Genomic DNA, 18,010 nt, shown 5'->3' with positions numbered 1-18,010 from the left:
GGGTCATCGTCCGCGCAGTGGCGGCGGTCGCCGTGACACCGCACCCACGCGCTCCAGGATCAGGTCGGCGACGGCGCGCGGGTTCTCCCACAGGGCCAGGTGACCGCTCCTCGGGATGACGCTGTGCGTCATGACCCCGACCCGGTCGATGAGCGGCTTGGCGTAGACCGCCGCGGGCGCCATCCTGTCTTCCAGCGCCCAGGCGGCGTGGACGTCGTGGGCGCGGCCGTCGACCGGGTGCACGCCCGCCGACCCGACCAGCCCCCGGATGGCGGGCCAGTACGCGTCGGCTCGGACGAACCCGCGCAGCACCTCCACCGCGTCGTCCGCGGACAGCGTGTCCACTCGTTCCACCACCGCGCGGAACACGCCGTGGCGCACGGGTGCCCAGCGCATCAGGAACGGCGCGTACGGGATCGTCAGGTGGGCGGTGAGGAAGATCGCCGTGAGCTGGGCCACCAGCCGCGCCCGGTGCCAGGCCGCCTGCCAGGCCACCGGTGGGCACAGGAGGGTCGTGGACAGCGCCCGGCCGCGGCGGGTGAGTTCCAGCGCCACCCACGAGCCCAGGGAGTGGCCCACGACGTGCGCCTGCCGGAACCCGGCCAGGTCCATCCATGCCTCCACCTCGTCGGCCATGACCTCCGGCATCGGCGAGCGCACGGGGCCGTGCCACCGGGCTCCCCAGTGCCCCGCCGCCGTCGGCGCCAGGACGTCGCAGTGCTCCTCGATCAGCCGCAGGACGGGGCGCCAGATCGGCCACGTCCCGCCGAGGCCGTGGATCAGCACGACGGGGTGCCCGTGGCCCGAGCGGTGGTGCGCGGGCGGGGGTGGCGTGGAATCCGTGCTCATGCCCGGTCGGGTCCTTTCGCTCTCGGTCGCGTCCGGCGCCACCCGGGTGTCCGGGGACGTCCCGAACGCGCGGATCACCGGTGGTGCACTCCGGTCGGGGTCGTGCTCCGACGCTAGGGAACGGTTCCGACGGCGGACCGACGAAATCCGGACGCACCCGCTGACACGTCGCCGACAGGCACGTTCGGTGACAGACATCCTCTCACCTGCGCGAACGGGGGAACAGGCGGGCGAAACTGGCGACTGTCCGTGATGGAACACCCGCGCCGTTGGGATCTCGTTCCACGTCCACTTGCCGCCGACCACCGCCGCGGTGCTGGCTCACCACGGCAGCGGACCGCGCCACGATGAGGTCGGGTGGGCAGGCGGAGGAGGGTGTCCATGCAGGTCCGGTGTCTCGGCCCGATGGTGATCGAGACCGGGCGGCGGGAGGTCGTCGTGCGGTCGTCCCTGCGGGCCAGGGTGCTCGTGGCGCTGGTGGTCAACGCGGGCGACCTCGTCTCCCGGGAGTGCCTGGTCGACGAGGTGTGGCCGAGCGACCCCCCGGCGGGGGCGATGGGCTCGTTGCACGCGCACGTCAGCAGGCTGCGCCGGGACCTGGCCCGCTGGGGCGTCGGTGACCGCATCGACGTCGCGGCCGAGCAGGGCGGCTACCGGCTCCGGATGACCGGCATCGGTCTCGACGTCGAGGAGTACGAGGGGTTGGCCGCGACCGCCCACCGGCGGCGGCGCACCGCCGCGAGCGAGGTCCCGGAACTGGCCAGGGCCGCCCTGCGGCTGTGGCGCGGCGAACCCTTCGAGGGGCTGGACCTGGGGCTGCGCGGCCACCTCGCGCGTGCCCGGCTCCAGGAGTCGCGGATGGCGTTGTTCGAGGCGCTGGTCGACACCGCGCTGACCAGCGGCAGGCACCAGGAGGTCGTCGCCGAGCTGCGCGAGCTGACGATGGTCTTCCCGTTCCGGGAGAAGTTCCACGAGCAGCTCATGGTCGCCCTGTACCGCTGCGGGCGGCAGGTCGAAGCCGTCCAGGCGTTCCACGGCCACCGCGAGCGCATCTCGCGGGAACTGGGTCTGGAACCCTCCCCCGCGCTGCGCAGGCGGATGACCGAGATCCTCCGCCACGACCCGGCGCTGTGGCAGGCGGGCTGATCCCGGGCGGGGAACGCCGCCGGGCACCGAAAATGGGCTCGGTGGCCCCGCTGGCGCATTGATCCGCGCTCGCACATCAGTGCAGGCTGTGAGGTGAGTTACAGGTTTAAAATCGGAAACCCCGCTCTTGTCATTCCCTCATACTTCACCGTCGCGTTTTATGCGTTCGAGTGCGAGACAGGGTCGGCCATAAGTCGAGGATGACACCCGTTAGGGCGCTAGCCTGCACCATCGGATCAGCGGAGGATGATTTTCCGACCGAACTCGCCCACTCGCCGTAGAGGGTTGGCCCATTCCCATGCGCGTTGTGCCGAATGGCAGGAAGATCGAGCAGCGTCGCCGGTCGAAAGGACTGTCGAGGAGAACGCTGGCCGGCTTGATCGGGCGGAGCCAGGAATGGCTCCGGCAGATCGAAAAGGGAATACGCCCGCTGGACAGCCTGCAGACGCTGGGTCGCATCGCCGAGGCGCTGCGGGTGGAGAACTGGTCGGACCTGGTCGACCTGCCGACCGGCCTCGACCTCGACGCCCGACCGGCCGGGCGCCCGGACTTCGTCCACCTGCTCTGGCGGTCGCTCCTCGGCGTGCGGGAGGGAGGACCGCGGACCCCGGGGCCTCCCCGGGTGGGCGTGGCCGTCCTCGACCGCCGGGTCACCGGTGTCTGGTCGCGGTGGCACGCGCCGGGCCGGAACCTGGGGGCGATCGCGCACGACGTCGCCTCGCTGCTGAACGGGACGCGCGACGCCATGACGTGGTGCGCCGGGAGACAACCGCGCGAGCTGCCCGGCGCGCGGCGGGCCCACGGGCAGGCCCTGCAACTCGCGCGCGTGGTACTCAGCCGCACCAACGAGCACTGGCTGTCCCACGTCGCGGCGGCGCAGTGCCTGGCGCTCACCGTGCCTGCCGAGGACGCCGTCCTGACCGGTGTCGGCGAGCACGGCGCGGCCCGCTCCCTGCTCGGCCTCGGCTTCGCCGCCGACGCCGAGCGACTGGCGCTGGCCTCGCTGGAAGCGCTCGCCTGCGCCCCGGTGCCCGCCCGGCAGCGCTACGCCGTCGAAGGCGCGCTGCACCTGCTGGCGGCCGAGGCCGCCGCCCAGGCCAACGACGTGCACACCTGCCAGGAGATGCTGCGGAGGGCCGAGAAGATGGCCGAGCGGCAGGTCTTGACGAGCCACCCGGTGTTCGGCCCGGTCTCCACGCAGATCAGCGAGGTGCGCTCGATGCTCCGCCTCGGCCACGTCGACCTCGCCGTCGACCTCGCCGAGAGGATCGGGGTGGACGACCAGCACCCGGCCGACGAACAGGCCGACCTGCACCTGGCGGTGGCCCACGCGCGAGCCTGCCGCCAGGACCACGTGCCCGCGCTGCTGATGCTGCTGAAACTGGAGCGCACAGCCGAGGACGTGCTCCGCTACTCCCCGCTCGCCGCGGAGACGATCCGACAACTGCTCGAAACCGCCCCGTACAGCCTGCACGCGGAACTCCGCCGCCTCGGCAACCTCGCCTACGACGATTGCTGAACAGCCGATGACGTGACGAGGAAAAGTCTTCTCAGCACAATGACGAAGAAGCACATCGGGGCCTGTATCCGAGTTCCGTTCGGTGGTCCCCTTCGCGAACCAGATTTCCGTCCACCCGCGGGAACACCACTGGGGTCAGGCCGTAGCCCTGGGCGCTCCCGCGATCCCGTCCTCCTCGACGACCTCCCGGAGGTCGTGTTCGAACAGGTCGACGAACTGCTTGGCGACCCGCCTGTCGTCGATCTCCCGCACCACGTCGATCGCGAGCCTGCCCGCGTCTGACGCCGCCTTCGGCTTGTCCTGCGGCTTCGCGACACGAACCTTGGCCAAGGCGGTGCGCAGGGGCATGACGTCGGCTTCGGACATCGCAGGTTCCTTTCCAGTGTCGTGGAGAAAGCGAGTCGACGGAGGGGGATCAATTCCGTCCGCCGGTTCTGTGCCAGTGGTGTACCCCGGTCTGCGCACCCTCAATCCCAGGCAGACAGGGACATGTTTTCATTTTCCGATACCACGATCGGGGGGTTTCATCGGGGACCGGACAGCACCGCGAACTTCTCCAAGATCGATTCATGTCGGGTTCGGAGTTCTTTTCACATGACGGGACCCCGTGGTGTTGAACAGTGGTGTTGAACGGCCCCGGCCCGGAATGCCCTGGCGGTGATCCTGGTCGGCGCGATCGACCTGGCGGTGTCGGGTGCCGGTCGTCGTGGGCTCAGGTGGCGCCGTCGGCGATGATGGCGTGCGGTCGGTGGTGCCGTCGACGATGCCCCTGGCCAGGTCGGACAACCGCAGATGCCGGGCCCGGCCGCAGGAGCGCAGGGCGGTGAAGGCCTGTTCCGGTGTCGTGGTGTCGCTGTGGACGGCGAGCATGCCCTCGGCCTGTTCGACGACCCGGCTGTCGAGCGCGGTCTGCAACTGCTCGTGAGCAGCTCGGAGTTGCCGATGGCGCACTGTTGCAGGACACCGATGGTGGCCACCTCGACGCGGCGGCCCACTCCAGTGGGTGGCGCCGCCCTGGTACTCGCTGGTACCGGGATGGGTCTCGGTCTTCCGCAGGCCACTCCCCCGCTGTCCAGCCGCACGCGGCGTTCGACTACGCCCTTCGCTGCCTCGGCCAGAGTCCTCCCCCGCGCGAAGGCGTCGGGGCACGGCCGGGAGCCGGGCGGAATTCCCCACGGGGTCCGCACCGAAACCACGCCTGGCGCGTGACCGTCCCGAGGCCGCTCCGCCCACGGGCGAGGACGCGATCGGGATCGCGCTCGACCCCGCACGACACCTCGGACGGCAGGCCGCGAGCGGATGCCCGGGCGTGAGTGTTCACTGTCCAGTGTGGACACCGGTTACATGGCGGCGATGGCGGCCTCCAGGTTCGGCTGCGGGCCGATGTGGCGCGGGTCGGCGGCCGGTTGCGCGGCGCCGGTGGACTTGAGGAGTTGGCGGACCCGTACCGGCGTCAGCGGGGGCCCGGACTCCTGGGCGATGCTCTGCACCGCGCCCACCGCGCCGACGACGATGGGGCAGGCGCCCGAGGTGCCGTTCATGTTGCTCCAGTACACCCTGTTCGGGTCGGTCTCGGTCGGGGTCAGGTCCCGGGGCGGGTCGAGACCGCCGCCGAGGGTGGCGACGCACCTGCCGTACGCCTGGAGGTCCACCCGCGATCCGTGGGTCGAGAAGGGCATCGAGGTGCGCTCGGCGGGCCTGCCGGGCACGCACTCGGCCGTACCGGGGATGTCGGGCGGCTCCCCGGCCCCGACGACGGTGGCACCGGAGTCCGGGCGGTCCATGATCGTGCGGGCCAGTGGGTCGGCGGGGTCGTCGAGGTCGTTGCCGCCGTTGCCCGCGGCCTCGACGACGGTGATGCCCGCCGCGGTGGCCAGGACGACCTCGTCGTAGACCGCCGGGTCCACCTCCCACGGGTACCAGCCGCCGGTCTCGCGGTCGTAGGACGAGATCTCGACGAGGATCACGTCGCCGGGTTCGGAGTTCTGCCTGGCGAGGGTCATCGAACCGGGTTCGGCGCCGCTGGCGAGCTGCAACCGCGCCCGCGGCAGGATTCCGGCGACGCCGAGGCCGTTGTCCGCCTGGGCCGACACGACCCCGATGACCGCGGTGCCGTGCGCGCCCGCGGGCGTGCACGGCGAGGAGACCATCGTCTGCAGGCGCACCGGTGCTGGGCGGCCTGCCAGGTCCTCGTGGCAGGTGTTCCACAGGTTGCGCAGGTTCGCCGCGCGCTTCTGCACCGGGCTGCCGGTGGTGCTCCCGTCGCCGAGTTGGCCGCTGCCGTTGGCCCCCCAGCTCCACAGCGCGCCGTCTGCGCCGACGCCCAGGCTGAACTCCGTGCCCGCGCTCACCAGCGACCGGGACGCCGTGTCTCCCGGTGGGAACCGCACCTCGGACGGGGAGGACGCGTCCGAGGTGCCGCCGGTGCCGAGTTGGCCGCTGCCGTTCGCGCCCCACGCCCACAGCGCGCCGTCCTCGTCGACGGCGACGGTGTGCTGGTCGCCCGCGGCCACGCCGGTCGCCGAGTCGAGGTCGTCGACATGGGCTGGGGTGAGCCGAGCGGTGGTGGTCCCGTCACCGACTTGGCCGTGGGAGTTGTCGCCCCAGGCCATCAGCGCCCCGTCGAGCAGCCGTGCGACGCTGTGCCCGCCGCCCGCGCCGACCTGGGCGACGGTGCCCAGGCCCTCCACCGTGACCGGTGTGGCGCTGCCGGTGGTGGAGTTGTCGCCGAGTTGGCCGCTGCCGTTGGCGCCCCAGGCGCGCACGGTGCCGTCGTCCAGCAGCGCCAGTGAGTGGTCGCGGCCCGCGGCGATCCCGCCCGGCCGGGTCGAGACGCCGGAGAGGCCCCCGACCGCGATCGGGGTCGTGCTGAACGGCACCCTGCTGGGCGGTGCGCCGAGCTGGCCGTGGGAGTTGCTGCCCCAGGCGCGGACCGTGCCGTCGGAGCGGACGGCGAGCACGTGGGCGTTGGTCGCGCTGACGCTCGTGACGCCTGCGAGCCCGGGGACCGGCGCGGGTGTCAGCCTGGCCGTCGTGTCGCCGAGGCCGAGCTGGCCGAGGTCGTTGGCCCCCCAGGTCCACACCGTGCCGTCGGCCTTGAGCGCGACGGAGAAATCGGCGCCCGCCGCCACCGATTCGACGCCCGCGAGGCCCGGGACCTGCGTGAAGACCGGGCTGCCGGTTGTCGTGCCGGTGCCGAGCTGGCCGCTCCCGTTCGCCCCCCAGGCGCGGACCGTGCGGTCGGCCGCGGGCACGTCGGCGTCGCTGATCACCGCCAGCGAGTGGGTTCGCCCGGCCGCGATCGCGCCGGGGCGGACCGCGACCCGGTCGGCGTGCCCGGCCTCGATGTCGGTCACCGTGACGTTCTCGCCCTTGCCGCCGGGCCGCGCGTTGGCCGCGTCCGCGCCGATCCCGGTGCCCGCGGTCGCGCCGACGGTGTTGCGGTAGACCTGGTTCGGGCGGAACGGGTCGACCGCGGGTGACCGGATCGGCAGCGGGGCGTAGGCGATCTCGACCGCGGGCAGGGCGTTGAGGTCGTCCGCCAGTGCCCCGGCGCCGCTGGGCGCGGTGACGGTGAACCACGAGTTGAGGTCGGGCAGTTCGCGGTCGGCGCGCTGCTCCAGCCGGAGGCGTTCCCCGGTGACGACGTCTTCCGGGAGTGGCGTCAGCGGGCGCATCGACGCACCGGGGTGGCGGCTCAGCACGGCCCGCACGGCCGAGGCGTCCCCCGGGTCCCCGGCCACCGGTTGCCGGTCCCGGATGCGCACGGCGCGGTCGGCGCGGAACTTGACGGCGACCTCGGTGGCGGAGGGGTCTGCGGGAACTGCCGCGCGGGTCGTCTTCGCCCGGCTGTGGTCGTAGGCGGGTGCCCTGTCCGCAGTGGACGCGGCAGGCGCCCGCGCAGGCAGCAGCACGAGCGCCAGCACGGCGAACGCCACTGCCTGCATCCATTTTCGATGCTGTGCCTGCTGTTCGACGATTGCGGACATCTCACTCCCCCGATTGAGCTGGAAAACCAGGATGCACCACACCACCGACAGAACCGCAGGCTTTCCCGGGCGATGGCCGTTGACCGAAGAGGATTCACTCGTCCGGGTGGCGCGGTGCGGTTCGCGCCGGAGCGCGACGGCTTCGCGCAGGGTGGTGACCGACCGGCCGAACTGGACACCGAGGTCGGCCAGGGCGAGGCGCGGGCGGGTCAGGCCGGTCCGATGAGCCCGGCGACGATGGCGGCCGACATCGCCACCAGCGGCAGGCCGCCGCCCGGGTGGGCCGACCCGCCGACGAGGAACAGGCCGGGCACGGGGCCGCGGTTGCGCGGGCGCAGCAGCGCGGCGCGGGGCCCGTTGGACGACGTGCCGTAGATCGAGCCGCCGACCGAGCCGGTGTCGCGCTCCCAGTCGGCCGGGGTGCGCACCTCCCGCCAGCGGACGCGGTCGCGCACGTCCAGCCCGCGGTCGGCGAGCACCCGCAGGACCCGGTCGGCGTAGTCGTCGGCCAGTCCGGGCGCCCGCCAGTCCACCGGACCCTGGCGCGGGGCGTTGACCAGGACGAACCACGCCTCGTCACCCTCGGGCGCCACGGCGGGGTCGTCGGGTGAGCAGATGTAGACCGCGGGGTCGGGCACGGGCCGCGGCGCGCGGCCGAAGATCGCGTCGAACTCGGCGTCGTAGTCCGCGGGGAACAGCACGCGGTGGTGGTGGCGCGGGCCGGGGGTGCGCCCGCGCAGGGCCAGCAGCAGCACGAACCCGGACAGCGAGGGCACCGCGCGCCGCAGCGCCCGCCGGGGGCGGCGCGCCGACCGGGCGGGCAGCAGGTCGCGGTAGAGCACCTCGGCGTCCACATCGGACACGACGACGTCCGCGGCGATCCGCTCCCCGTCGCCCAGCCGCACGCCGCTGACCCCCGCGGAGGTGGCGTCGATGCCGACGACCGGGGCGTTGAAGCGCAACCGCACCCCCAGTTCGCGGCACCGGTCGGCCAGCGCGTCGCCCAGCACCCGCAGGCCACCGCGCACGTACCAGCCGCCGAAGTGCTGCTCGACGTAGGGCACCACGCTCAGCACGGCCGGGATCCGGCGCGGGTCCGACCCGCTGTAGGTGGCGTAGCGGTCCAGCAGCACCCGCAGCCGGGGGTCGTCGAACCGGGCCCGCCCGAGCGCCCGCAGCGTCCGCCACGGCGCGATCGCGGCCAGGTCCCGCGGGTTGGCCGAGCGGCGCACCAGGTCGCCGAGCCCGCCCAGGGGGCGTTGCAGCACCGACTCGCCCACCAGGCCCCACAGGTGCGCGGCATCCGCCATGACCCGGCGCCACTGCGCGGCCGACCGCTCGCCGAACGCGGCCGCCAGGGCGGCGGGCACGTCCTCCTCGGCGTGCGGCAGGCCGACCTCGGTGCCGTCGGCGAAGCGGTAGTGGCACACCGGGTCCACCGGCACCACGTCCACCACGGTGTCGAGGGGCGCCCCGGTCGCGGCGAACAGGTCGCGGTAGACCTGCGGCATGGTCAGCAGCGACGGACCGGTGTCGAAGGTGTAGCCGTCCCGGTGCAGGGTGCCCAGCTTGCCGCCGTGGGTGTCGCCCTGCTCCACCACCGTCACCCGGTGTCCCAGCGCGGCCAGGCGCGCGGCCGCGGCGAGCCCGCCCATCCCCGCCCCCACCACCACGACACCGGCCACCTCAGCGGTCCCCCCTCGGCGCAGGCCACGAGCACGCGGCGGGAGACGGCGACTGGTCGGGAGCGGGCATGCCTGCACAGTAATCGCGGGCAGGCGGTTCGGCCGGGCGACGTCGACGACGGCGTGATCGGCGCGAACGACATCCACAAAAGAGGTGGTGCGGAAAAGGCGGATCGGCACACCGCGGACAGGCGCTCCGGTGCACATCCGGGCACGTGTCGACACTACTTTCGCCGGGTGGACGACATCGCCGATCGAACCGGATAATCCGACCGCCGCGCCAGCCATAAGGGTGTGCCATAAGTTCGACGAACACCCGGACCAACTGGGAAAATCCTTCCCACGCAATGGGATTGACGGCCTTGCGCCCGGATCGCGCACGGGTGCATATTCGGAAGGCGAGATCACCCGGGGTGATTCCACTTCCACTGGACCGGCATTTCGCGAATTGTCCTCGTCCATCCCCTGCACGGCGTTCCCACGCCGATTGGAAGGCTCTCATGCGCAGATTCCTCGCGGCCCTGGCCGTCGCCGGTGCGGCGGTGCTCTCGATCGCGGGCTCGGCCTCGGCCGAACCGTCGGGCGGGGTGCAGCCGAACGTCATCGGCGGGCACAACGCGACCGAGACCTACTCCTGGATGGTCTCGCTGAGCAACGGATGCGGCGGCAGCCTGGTGGCCCCGCAGTGGATCGTCACCGCCACCCACTGCGGCAGCGCGAGCCAGGCCAGGGTGGGTTCGATCAACAAGAACTCCGGCGGTGAGCTGCTGCGCGTCGACCGGCGGGTCAACCGGGCCGGGACCGACCTGACGCTGATGCACCTGCCCACCGCCTCGCGCCAGGCGCCGGTGCGGATGGCCACCGCCAACCCGGCCCCCGGCGGCGCGGTGCGCCTGCTGGGCTGGGGCTGCCTGAGCTGGCCGTCCTGCGCCACGCCGACCACGCTGCAGGAGATCGACCTGACCCTGCTGCCCGCCGGTCGGTGCGCCGCCGGTGGCGGCACGTCCACCGACATCTGCGTCTCCGGAGACCGCGCCCACTCGGCCTGCCACGGCGACTCCGGCGGCCCGGCCGTCGTGGGCACCCGGGGCAACTGGACCCTGGTCGGCGAAACCCACGGCCCCGGCGACAACGGCGGCGAGTGCGCCACGACCACCCTCTACACCGGCATCGCGGCGAACCTGGGCTGGATCCGACAGCAGATCGGCGCCTGACGGGTCGCAGCAGGCGATCCGCGACAGCGGGGGGCGTGCCGATCCGGTGCCCGGTGGTGACCAGTCACCACCGGGCACGGGGCGCGTCCGGACCCGGGTGGCTTCGACCCGCCGGTGGGTCAGCAGGTGCCCTTCGGGTCGGGCATCGGCAGCGAGGGGTCGAAGATCCGCTTGCGGTCCTCCTCGGGGGTGGCGCCGCCCGGGTTGACCCGCTCGGCGTCCGCCGGGGCCAGGTAGCCCCGGACCGCGGCCGAGCAGCTCATCGAGTAGAAGAACCGCGAGTGGTCCAGGGGGATCAGCCCCCGCCCGACGCCCGGCCAGTCGGCCAGGCCGTAGAAGCCGTACTGGGACTGGGCCCGGACGACGCTGATGATCTGCATGGGCCCGGCTGGCACCGCGCGGTCGCGCGGGGTGAAGGCGTAGGCGAACGAGTGGTTCATGTCGATGATCAGCTCACCGCGGCGGCCCGCGTGGACGGACATGGTGCCGGTGGCCTTGACCGGCACCCCCTCCAGCAGGGTGCTGCCCTCGGCGATCGCGGTGCGCAGGTGCGGGGAGGCGAGGACCTCGGCCCGCTTCGGTGCGGCGAACTGGTCGACCAGCAGGCCCACGTCGGTGCCGTGCAGGACCCGGGGGTCGATCCGGGCGCTGATCAGCGCCCGGCGGGCCCGGTCGAGCGCGTCGGCGACCTGCGCCCGGGTGAACCCGGCGAGCGGCGCCGCGGTGGGCGCCACGATCCCGGCCTCACCATCGGCCCAGCCCTCCACGGCGGTGCCCGCGAACGGGTGGGCCAGGTCGACGGTGGGCGTCAGCGGCACGGGCACCGCGGCGACCGCGGGGCCCGGACCGGTGCCGAACAACCCGGACAGCAGTTCCGGGTGGGTCTGCCGCACGGACAGCACACCCACCACCAGCGTGACCGCAGCGAGGACGGAAATGATGATCGTGTTCCCGTGGCGTGCGAAGAGACCGGACTTGTTCGCCGGTCGGAAGTCATCCCCCATGCCACCGGTATTGCCCGGACCCGCCGTTCCGTTACACCGTCACCGTCGCGCGGAGACGAATCCCCCCAGCGGACACCTGCCGCATCGCGCCGGGCGAATCCCCGTTCGGGCCTGAACCCGCAGTAGCGACGCAACTCCGCTTCTGGTCACCATGGGGTGGCGCGGCGAACACGATCGAATGTTCGACATCGGACAGTGCACATGCGAGTGGCCGCGGACGAGCGAGAAGTGCCCGGTAGGGCGGTTCCCGGGGAAACGCGGCTGCGCGGCGATCATCCGGGTATGCCCCCTGTTCAGCACACCACGAACACGCGAACGGGAAGGTGGCCAGGAGATGAGCCGTCCGGGACAGGACCACGTGACGAGCAGCGGCACCGGGAAGGCGACGGGGGCGGGGGCGGGTCGGCAGCAGACCACCGGACCGCACGGTGCGACCAGTCCCGACAACCCCAAGCCCGGGGGGCGTTGGCTCCTGCTGGCCCTGGCCGGGCTGATCATCCTGGGCCTGCTGATCTGGGCGCTGACGCAGTGCGGCACCAGTTCGCAGGACCAGGCGGCCCCGCCCGCGGCCCCGACCTCGAACGCCCCGGCGCCCGGCGCCGCCGCCGACGGGGGCACGGGCGTCCCGTCCGCCGCCGCGGGCACCCCGGGCACGCTGGTCGCGGGCACCACGTCGCTGTTCGGCGTGGTCGCCGACCCCGGCGCCGCCCTGACCTCGGTGGTGGGCCAGACCGCCACCGGCACCGCGGTGCCGGTGCAGTCGGTGCCCGCCGACGAGGGCTTCTGGGTCGGCACCGGTGAGACCGACCGGGTCTGGGTGCAGCTCCTGCCCGCCGACGTCGTCCCCGGCGCCGAATCCCCGGTCACGGTGCGGCCGGGCCAGTTGATCGACCTCACCGGCCGGGTCACCGCCCACGGGGCGGACTTCCCCGCCGCGGAGGGCATCGACACCGCGGAGGGCGCCGACCAGCTCGTCCGCCAGGGCGCCCACCTCGAAGCCGACCAGAACCAGATCAAGGTCGTCGGCAACTCCTGACGGGCGCGAGCGGTCCGTGGCTCCGGCACCGAGAACGTGGCGCTGACCCGGGTGGCCGCGTTCTCGGTGCCGTTGCTCCCGATCGGGGTGGCGGAGCTGCCGGGTGGCTCAGTGGCCGGGCAACCGGGGAGCGATCAACCGGCCGAGCGCGGTCACCTTCTCGCACAGGGCTTCCTCCGGGACGCTCCCGTCCAGGCTGGTCAGGGTGAGCGTGGCGACCTCCATCCAGTCGTCGTTGATCGCGGTGTGCTCGCCGTACGTGCGGTGGATGAGTTCGATCTCGCAGCCCGTGCTGCCTTTGCTCTCATCGGATTCGGGGCCGACGTACCCCACTCCGACCCCGGTGGAGACGGTGTTTTCGCCCTCATCGGCGCTCTCGGGCCACTCCCGGCTGAACACGAGCGTGAGGTCGACGGAGTCGGTCTGCCAGTAGCAGGTCCAGTGGCCGAAGTCGGGTTCCGGCGTCACCGGGGTGGTGAACACCGCGGCGAGCTCTTCTTTTTGGAGGGTGGCGCACGCGTCGGCGTTCGCCAGCGACCGCGGATCGAACGGCTTGGCGCGGCGGGGAATCTGCGCCGCTTGACCGAGCTTGGCCAGCACGCTTCCCGCCACCTCGGAAGCCATGGAGCACAGCTCGGACGGGTACCCACCCTTGTTGCGGGCGGTGACGACAACCCGGTTGCCGTCCGGGAGCGGGATCGGGCGCTCGCACTTGCCCTTGTTCTCAAGGGGGTACTGGGGTGGCCCGAGTTCCCCCTTGGGGTGGGGTTCGGACTCGTACTCGGAAGGGTGGAGGATCTGGACCCACACCTCGCCGACGTTGTCGTCCTCCTCGCCCAGCCGCACGGTCATGCCGCACCGGTTGAACTCGCCGTACTCGGTGTCCTTCTGCACGACCCGGTTGCCGAACCGGCCGAGTGAGTTCGTGTCGAGCAGGGAGCACGGGTCGGCGGTGCGCTCGTTGCCCACGTTGCCCATCCCGACCAGCGGGGACGCGAGGGAGGTCGAGCCGCTGTTCGCGTAGACGACCGCTCCCGCCAGCACCGCCGCGGCCAGGAGTGCCGACCCGAGCAGGACACCCCGCTTGCGCGGTGGCGGGCCGACCGGGGTGGTCGCGTCGCCGGTCGTGCCCGCCACCGGGTTGATCGGGATGGTGATCCCGGAGATCATCTCCAGTTGCACCTTGGCCGCGCGCAGGGTCGGGCGGACGTCGGGGTGGTGGGCCAGCAGGTCCGACAGCAGCGGTTCGAGCTCCCCGGCGCGGGTGGTGGGGCAGCGGTCGCCCACCATCGCCCGCCGCTGTTGGTCGTGGGGGTCGTGGGTCGGCGCTCCCCACGGGGAGTGGCCCTCCACCGCGGCGAACAGGGTGGCCCCCAGGGAGAACACGTCGGCGGCCGGTCCGCCCGGGGTGCCGTTGGCCACCTCGGGCGCCATGTAGGCGGGGGTGCCGACGACCCGGGCGTCGCCGGTGTTGGTCAGCTCGGCCCAGTGGGCGATGCCGAAGTCGGTCAGCTTCGCGGTGCCGTCCTCGGCCACGAGCACGTTGCCCGGGGTGACGTCGCGGTGGACCATCCGCCGGTCGTGCATGGCCACGAGCGCGGCGGCGATCTGCGCGCCCACCCCGGCCGCCGCCCGCGGCGTCAGCGGGCCGGTGGCGGCGAGGGTGGCGGCGATGCTGCGCGCCGGGAAGTACTCCATGACCAGCCACCGGTCGGCACCGTGGACGACCACGTCGTACATGCTGACCACGTTCGGGTGCTGCAACCCGGCGGCCACCTGCGCCTCCCGCCGCAACTGCGCGTCGTCCCCGCCGGTGGAGCGCTTGAGCGCCACCACCCGCCGCAGTTCGGAGTCGGTGGCCCGCCAGACGACGCCCATCCCCCCGGCGCCGATCTGCTCCTCCAACCGGTAACGCCCCGCGATCATGTCCCCACGCTGCATGAGCGAAAGGTAACAGCAGACACCACCAGGTCGAGGGGCACTGGCCTTGGGCTGTCACGGTTCCACACGACCGGTCCACCACTCGGGACCGGTCCCGGGGCAACGGGAATATCGTGGTCGGAATACGCACCACCTGGGGAGGTCACCATGTCATTCGCGCCCGTGGAACCGATCGCCGCGCGGAGCCTGGTACTCGGCGCGGCACGGGTCCCGCCCGGAGGGCTGTCCGCGCTCACGCTGACCGGTGGGGTCACCGTCGAGCCGCGCGAAGGCCACCGGGTCCGGTTCGGCCGGAACCGGCCGCGGGTGGAGGTGTGCGTCGGGGAGAACGACGTGTCCGTCAGCCGCGAACACGGCGTGCTCGACCACCGCGGCGGCCGCTGGTGGGTGACCAACACCGGTCGCTCCCCCATCCGCCTGCCCGCTTCCCTGCTGCTGCACCGCGACGGCGAACCGCTCCCCCTCGCCCCCGGGTACACGCCGCTGTTCCTGCGCGGTTCCCGGGGCCGCGAACACCTGGTGGAGCTGTACGTCGCCGACGCGGCCGGGAGCCAGCTCTCCCCGCGCCCCAACGACATCACCCAGCCGCCCAAGCGCTGGCGGCTCACCGAGGAGGAACGCCTCGCCCTGGTCGTCCTCGGCCAGCGCTACCTGCTGCACGACCCGCACCCGCAGCCGCTGGCCCGACAGCAGGCCGCGGACCAGCTCCGCGAACTGCGGCCCGCGGCCAACTGGACGATCAAGCGCGTCGAACACATCGTCGCCGGTGTCCGCGGACGCCTCGCCGCGAGCGGTGTGCACGGGCTGCTGCGCGAGGAGGTCGGCGAACCGGTCGGTCTCACCCTGACGGTCAACCTGCTGCGCGAGCTGATCTCCTCCACCACGCTGGTCCCGCTCGACCTCGACCTCGTGGACGACCCGAACGCCCCCTGACCGCCCGGCGGCACCCGCGTGCGGAGAACACGGTGTGCCCGTGGGCTACGAGGTAGCGCCGGGCCGAGCGCGGGGAGAGCGGTGACGGCGGGGCCACCACGCTCCAGGCGGCGGTGGACGCCGGGGCGGGCTGTCGACGACCGGCCCGCCGGAGAACGGTTCGCCCCACGACAACGCGGGTGGTGGGACTCGCTGTCGGAGGCCGAGCGGCAGCAGATCATCGACGGGCACCCGGAGTGGGTCGGCAACCTCGACGGCGTTCCCGGCGCGACCCGCGACGAGGCCGACCACGCCCGCATCGACCACGCCCAAGCCGCCTACCTCGCGGTGCTGGGCACCATCCACGACGAGTACGGTGCGGAACTGCTCGTCGGCACCGCCCGCAACACCACCCACCGGCTGCCACCTGACCGCGCGGGCCCGCTGCGAGACCTGGAGGCCGGGTCTCGCAGCGGTTGGGCCACGAGGACAACCGGAGGCGCCCCGAGGGCTACCTCGGGCCGGTTGCCCGGCCCAGCTCGTACGCACCGGCGTCGTGTCCTGCTCCCGCCGGTCGGCGCTTGCCGTCGAGGTCGAAGGCGGGGGCCAGGTGGGGTGAACCGGCGTCGACGGCCGCCGAGCCCGCGGTGAGGTGGAAGTCGCCCCGGGCCGGGTCGGCGAAGCCGGGGTCGCCGGTGGTGTTGTGGTCGCTGGTGAACGGGCCCGCGTCGACGGGTCCCTCGGCGAAGATGTTGTTGCGCAGCACGTTGCGGCCGCGGAAGCGGTCCGCGTCGATGACCACCGAGCCGTACTGGTTCCCGGCGAAGGTGTTGTTGACGATCTCGACGTCGGACATCGTGCCGGTGGATTCCACCCACAGGCTCAGCCCGGCCTGGGCGTTGCCGGTGGAGACGTTGTTGAACACCCGCACCTTCGCCAGCCGCCTGGTGTTCGAGTAGTCCTCCACGGCCAGGGCGATGCCGGACTTGGTGTCGTTCTTCGCCCCGGAGGCGACGTTGTTGTAGACGTCGACCTCGGTCGCGGAGTCCACGTAGATGTTGGGGCCGCGGTTGTCGGTGACCACGTTGTCGTGGATCCTCACCCTGGCGTGCTCGGTGTACTTCACGTCGATGCCCTCCTCCCCGTTGTCGTGGACCCGGCAGTGCCGGACCTCGACGTCGCGGGAACCGGACGCGATGCTCAGCGCCTCGTGATCGGCGGAGGTGCCCCGCGCGTTCGTGCCGTGAATGTCGCAGGAGTGCACCAGGACGCGGGAGGTGTCGAGCAGGACCAGCCCGCCGTCGAGGGAGCCGTCGACGGTGAAGCCGCCGAACACCAGGTCGTGGCCGCCGTCGGCGTGGGCGCCGAACCCCTGCGAGCCGGACACCGTCAGGTTCAGGAACCGCTGCCAGGAGTGGCTCCCCACCGCGAGCAGCCCGTCGGGCCCACCTTCACCGGTGATGACGGCGGGGCCGCCGACGCCGGTGAAGGTGATGGGGCGGCGCGGGGTGCCGTCGGTGCGGATGGTGAGCCCGCCCGGGTAGGTGCCCGCGGCGATGCGGACGGTGTCACCGGGGCGCACGACGTCGGCGGCCTCCTGCGGCGTGGCGTACCGAGCGCCCGGACCGACCGAGAGGACCCGCCCGACCGCCGTCGTCGCCCAGCCGGTGCCCGGCAGCACCACCACCGCCACCAGCGCCAACGCGCAAGCTCGTGTCCGCATCACCACTCCTGTTCCGACGCAGGCACTCCCGGCGTCGCCCCGGTTCTACCCATGGCGCGCGGGACCGGTCCCCGGTGCCCGGTGGTCCGTTCAGGTGCCCCGGCACGGGCCCGACCGCGCCGGGTACCGGCGCTGCCTAGACTGGGCCGGTGCGAGCCGACCACGTCATCGCCAACCGCTACCGCCTGGACGAAGAACTCGGCGAGGGCGGGATGGGGGTCGTCTGGTGCGCGACCGACCTGGAACTGGGCCGCGCGGTCGCGCTGAAGCGGTCCCGGGACGGCGACACCGGGCAGATCCGCCGCGAGGCGCGCATCGGCGCCGGGCTGCTGCACCAGAACGTGGTCACCGTCTTCGACACGGTCGTCGACGGCGACGAGCGCTGGCTGATCACCGAGTACCTGCCCGCCCGCAGCCTGGAGCAGGTGATCGAGGCCGACGGGCCGCTGCCGGAGGACCTGGTGGCGCGCATCGGCGCGCAACTGGCGGACGCGCTGGCGGCCATGCACGCGCGCGGGATCGTGCACCGCGACGTCAAGCCGGGCAACGTCCTGGTGACCGGGGACGGCACCGCGAAGCTGACCGACCTCGGCATCGCCCGCTGGGCGGAGGTCACCCGCACCGGCGGCGCGCAGCTCACCGGGACCGTCGGCTACGTGGCCCCCGAGGTGGCCGACGGCCACGACGCCGGACCGGCCGCGGACGTGTTCTCCCTCGGGGCGACGCTGTACGCGGCCGTGGAGGGGCATTCACCCTGGGGCACCGGGGAAGACGGCCCGTTCGTGCAGATGCGCCGCGCCGCCGCGGGCCGGGTCGACCCCTTCCGCAACGCCGACCGGCTCCGCCCGGTGCTCACCGCCCTGCTGCGCGTCGACCCGGCCGAGCGCCCCACCGCGGCCGAGGCCACCCGCGTGCTCGCGGGCGAGCGGGAGGTCCCGGCCCGGCGGGCCGGCCTGTCGGGCCGCGGTCGGCGCAGGCTCGCCGCCGCGGTC

General features: G+C 73.0%; 14 protein-coding genes. 6 read left to right on the top strand and 8 right to left on the bottom strand.

Features of this window, described 5'->3' with window-relative positions; genetic code table 11:
- Positions 1–3 precede the first annotated feature (3 nt).
- Positions 4–849, bottom strand: coding sequence for an alpha/beta fold hydrolase (locus L6E12_RS05275; protein WP_236226744.1), 846 nt, complete (start codon positions 847–849; stop codon positions 4–6).
- Positions 850–1,230: 381 nt separating this feature from the next.
- Between L6E12_RS05275 and L6E12_RS05270 the strand changes: the two genes are divergently transcribed.
- On the top strand, positions 1,231–1,995 hold the full coding sequence (locus L6E12_RS05270) for an AfsR/SARP family transcriptional regulator (protein ID WP_236226743.1): 765 nt from the start codon (positions 1,231–1,233) through the stop codon (positions 1,993–1,995).
- Positions 1,996–2,293: 298 nt separating this feature from the next.
- Positions 2,294–3,514: a helix-turn-helix domain-containing protein gene (locus L6E12_RS05265; protein ID WP_255683063.1), complete on the top strand. Its 1,221-nt coding sequence runs from the start codon at positions 2,294–2,296 to the stop codon at positions 3,512–3,514.
- A 135-nt stretch (positions 3,515–3,649) separates the two neighbouring features.
- On the opposite strand, the gene L6E12_RS05260 is transcribed toward L6E12_RS05265, so the two are convergent.
- From L6E12_RS05260 to L6E12_RS05245, 4 genes are all read right to left on the bottom strand, one after another.
- A complete protein-coding gene (locus L6E12_RS05260) occupies positions 3,650–3,880 on the bottom strand; it encodes a hypothetical protein (protein ID WP_236226741.1) in 231 nt (76 codons plus the stop codon).
- Between the two features lie 201 nt (positions 3,881–4,081).
- Positions 4,082–4,429, bottom strand: a complete 348-nt coding sequence (locus L6E12_RS05255; RefSeq protein ID WP_236226740.1) for an ANTAR domain-containing protein — start codon at positions 4,427–4,429, stop codon at positions 4,082–4,084.
- 425 nt (positions 4,430–4,854) lie between these two features.
- Positions 4,855–7,461 (bottom strand): S8 family serine peptidase, encoded by a 2,607-nt coding sequence (locus L6E12_RS05250; protein WP_236226739.1) that lies wholly within the window; start codon positions 7,459–7,461, stop codon positions 4,855–4,857.
- Between the two features lie 251 nt (positions 7,462–7,712).
- Positions 7,713–9,188, bottom strand: coding sequence for an NAD(P)/FAD-dependent oxidoreductase (locus L6E12_RS05245; RefSeq protein WP_236226738.1), 1,476 nt, complete (start codon positions 9,186–9,188; stop codon positions 7,713–7,715).
- A 500-nt stretch (positions 9,189–9,688) separates the two neighbouring features.
- On the opposite strand from L6E12_RS05245, the gene L6E12_RS05240 reads away from it, so the two are divergent.
- Positions 9,689–10,402 carry a trypsin-like serine protease gene (locus tag L6E12_RS05240; protein WP_236226737.1) on the top strand — a complete coding sequence of 238 codons (714 nt, stop codon included), beginning with the start codon at positions 9,689–9,691 and terminating at the stop codon, positions 10,400–10,402.
- A gap of 119 nt (positions 10,403–10,521) precedes the next feature.
- Here the strand turns inward: L6E12_RS05240 and L6E12_RS05235 are convergent, their stop codons facing one another.
- A complete protein-coding gene (locus tag L6E12_RS05235) occupies positions 10,522–11,406 on the bottom strand; it encodes a hypothetical protein (RefSeq protein WP_236226736.1) in 885 nt (294 codons plus the stop codon).
- A 334-nt stretch (positions 11,407–11,740) separates the two neighbouring features.
- Between L6E12_RS05235 and L6E12_RS05230 the strand changes: the two genes are divergently transcribed.
- Positions 11,741–12,442 carry a hypothetical protein gene (locus tag L6E12_RS05230; RefSeq protein ID WP_236226735.1) on the top strand — a complete coding sequence of 234 codons (702 nt, stop codon included), beginning with the start codon at positions 11,741–11,743 and terminating at the stop codon, positions 12,440–12,442.
- 108 nt (positions 12,443–12,550) lie between these two features.
- Here L6E12_RS05230 and L6E12_RS05225 read toward each other — a convergent pair whose 3' ends face one another.
- The gene (locus L6E12_RS05225; RefSeq protein WP_236226734.1) at positions 12,551–14,368 is read right to left on the bottom strand and encodes a serine/threonine-protein kinase; all 1,818 of its coding nucleotides are present in this window, start codon (positions 14,366–14,368) and stop codon (positions 12,551–12,553) included.
- A 162-nt stretch (positions 14,369–14,530) separates the two neighbouring features.
- On the opposite strand from L6E12_RS05225, the gene L6E12_RS05220 reads away from it, so the two are divergent.
- A complete protein-coding gene (locus tag L6E12_RS05220) occupies positions 14,531–15,316 on the top strand; it encodes an FHA domain-containing protein (protein WP_236226733.1) in 786 nt (261 codons plus the stop codon).
- A 490-nt stretch (positions 15,317–15,806) separates the two neighbouring features.
- Here the strand turns inward: L6E12_RS05220 and L6E12_RS05215 are convergent, their stop codons facing one another.
- On the bottom strand, positions 15,807–17,018 hold the full coding sequence (locus L6E12_RS05215) for a right-handed parallel beta-helix repeat-containing protein (RefSeq protein ID WP_236226732.1): 1,212 nt from the start codon (positions 17,016–17,018) through the stop codon (positions 15,807–15,809).
- 149 nt (positions 17,019–17,167) lie between these two features.
- Here L6E12_RS05215 and L6E12_RS05210 point away from each other — a divergent pair.
- Positions 17,168–18,010 (top strand): serine/threonine-protein kinase (locus L6E12_RS05210; protein ID WP_236226731.1); only part of this gene is annotated, 843 nt, incomplete at its 3' end.

Source organism: Actinokineospora sp. PR83, assembly GCF_021056305.1.
GTDB classification, from domain to species: Bacteria; Actinomycetota; Actinomycetes; order Mycobacteriales; family Pseudonocardiaceae; genus Actinokineospora; species Actinokineospora spheciospongiae.
Note: the sequence above shows the minus strand (reverse complement) of the source record. Positions and strands in the feature narration are given on the sequence as shown.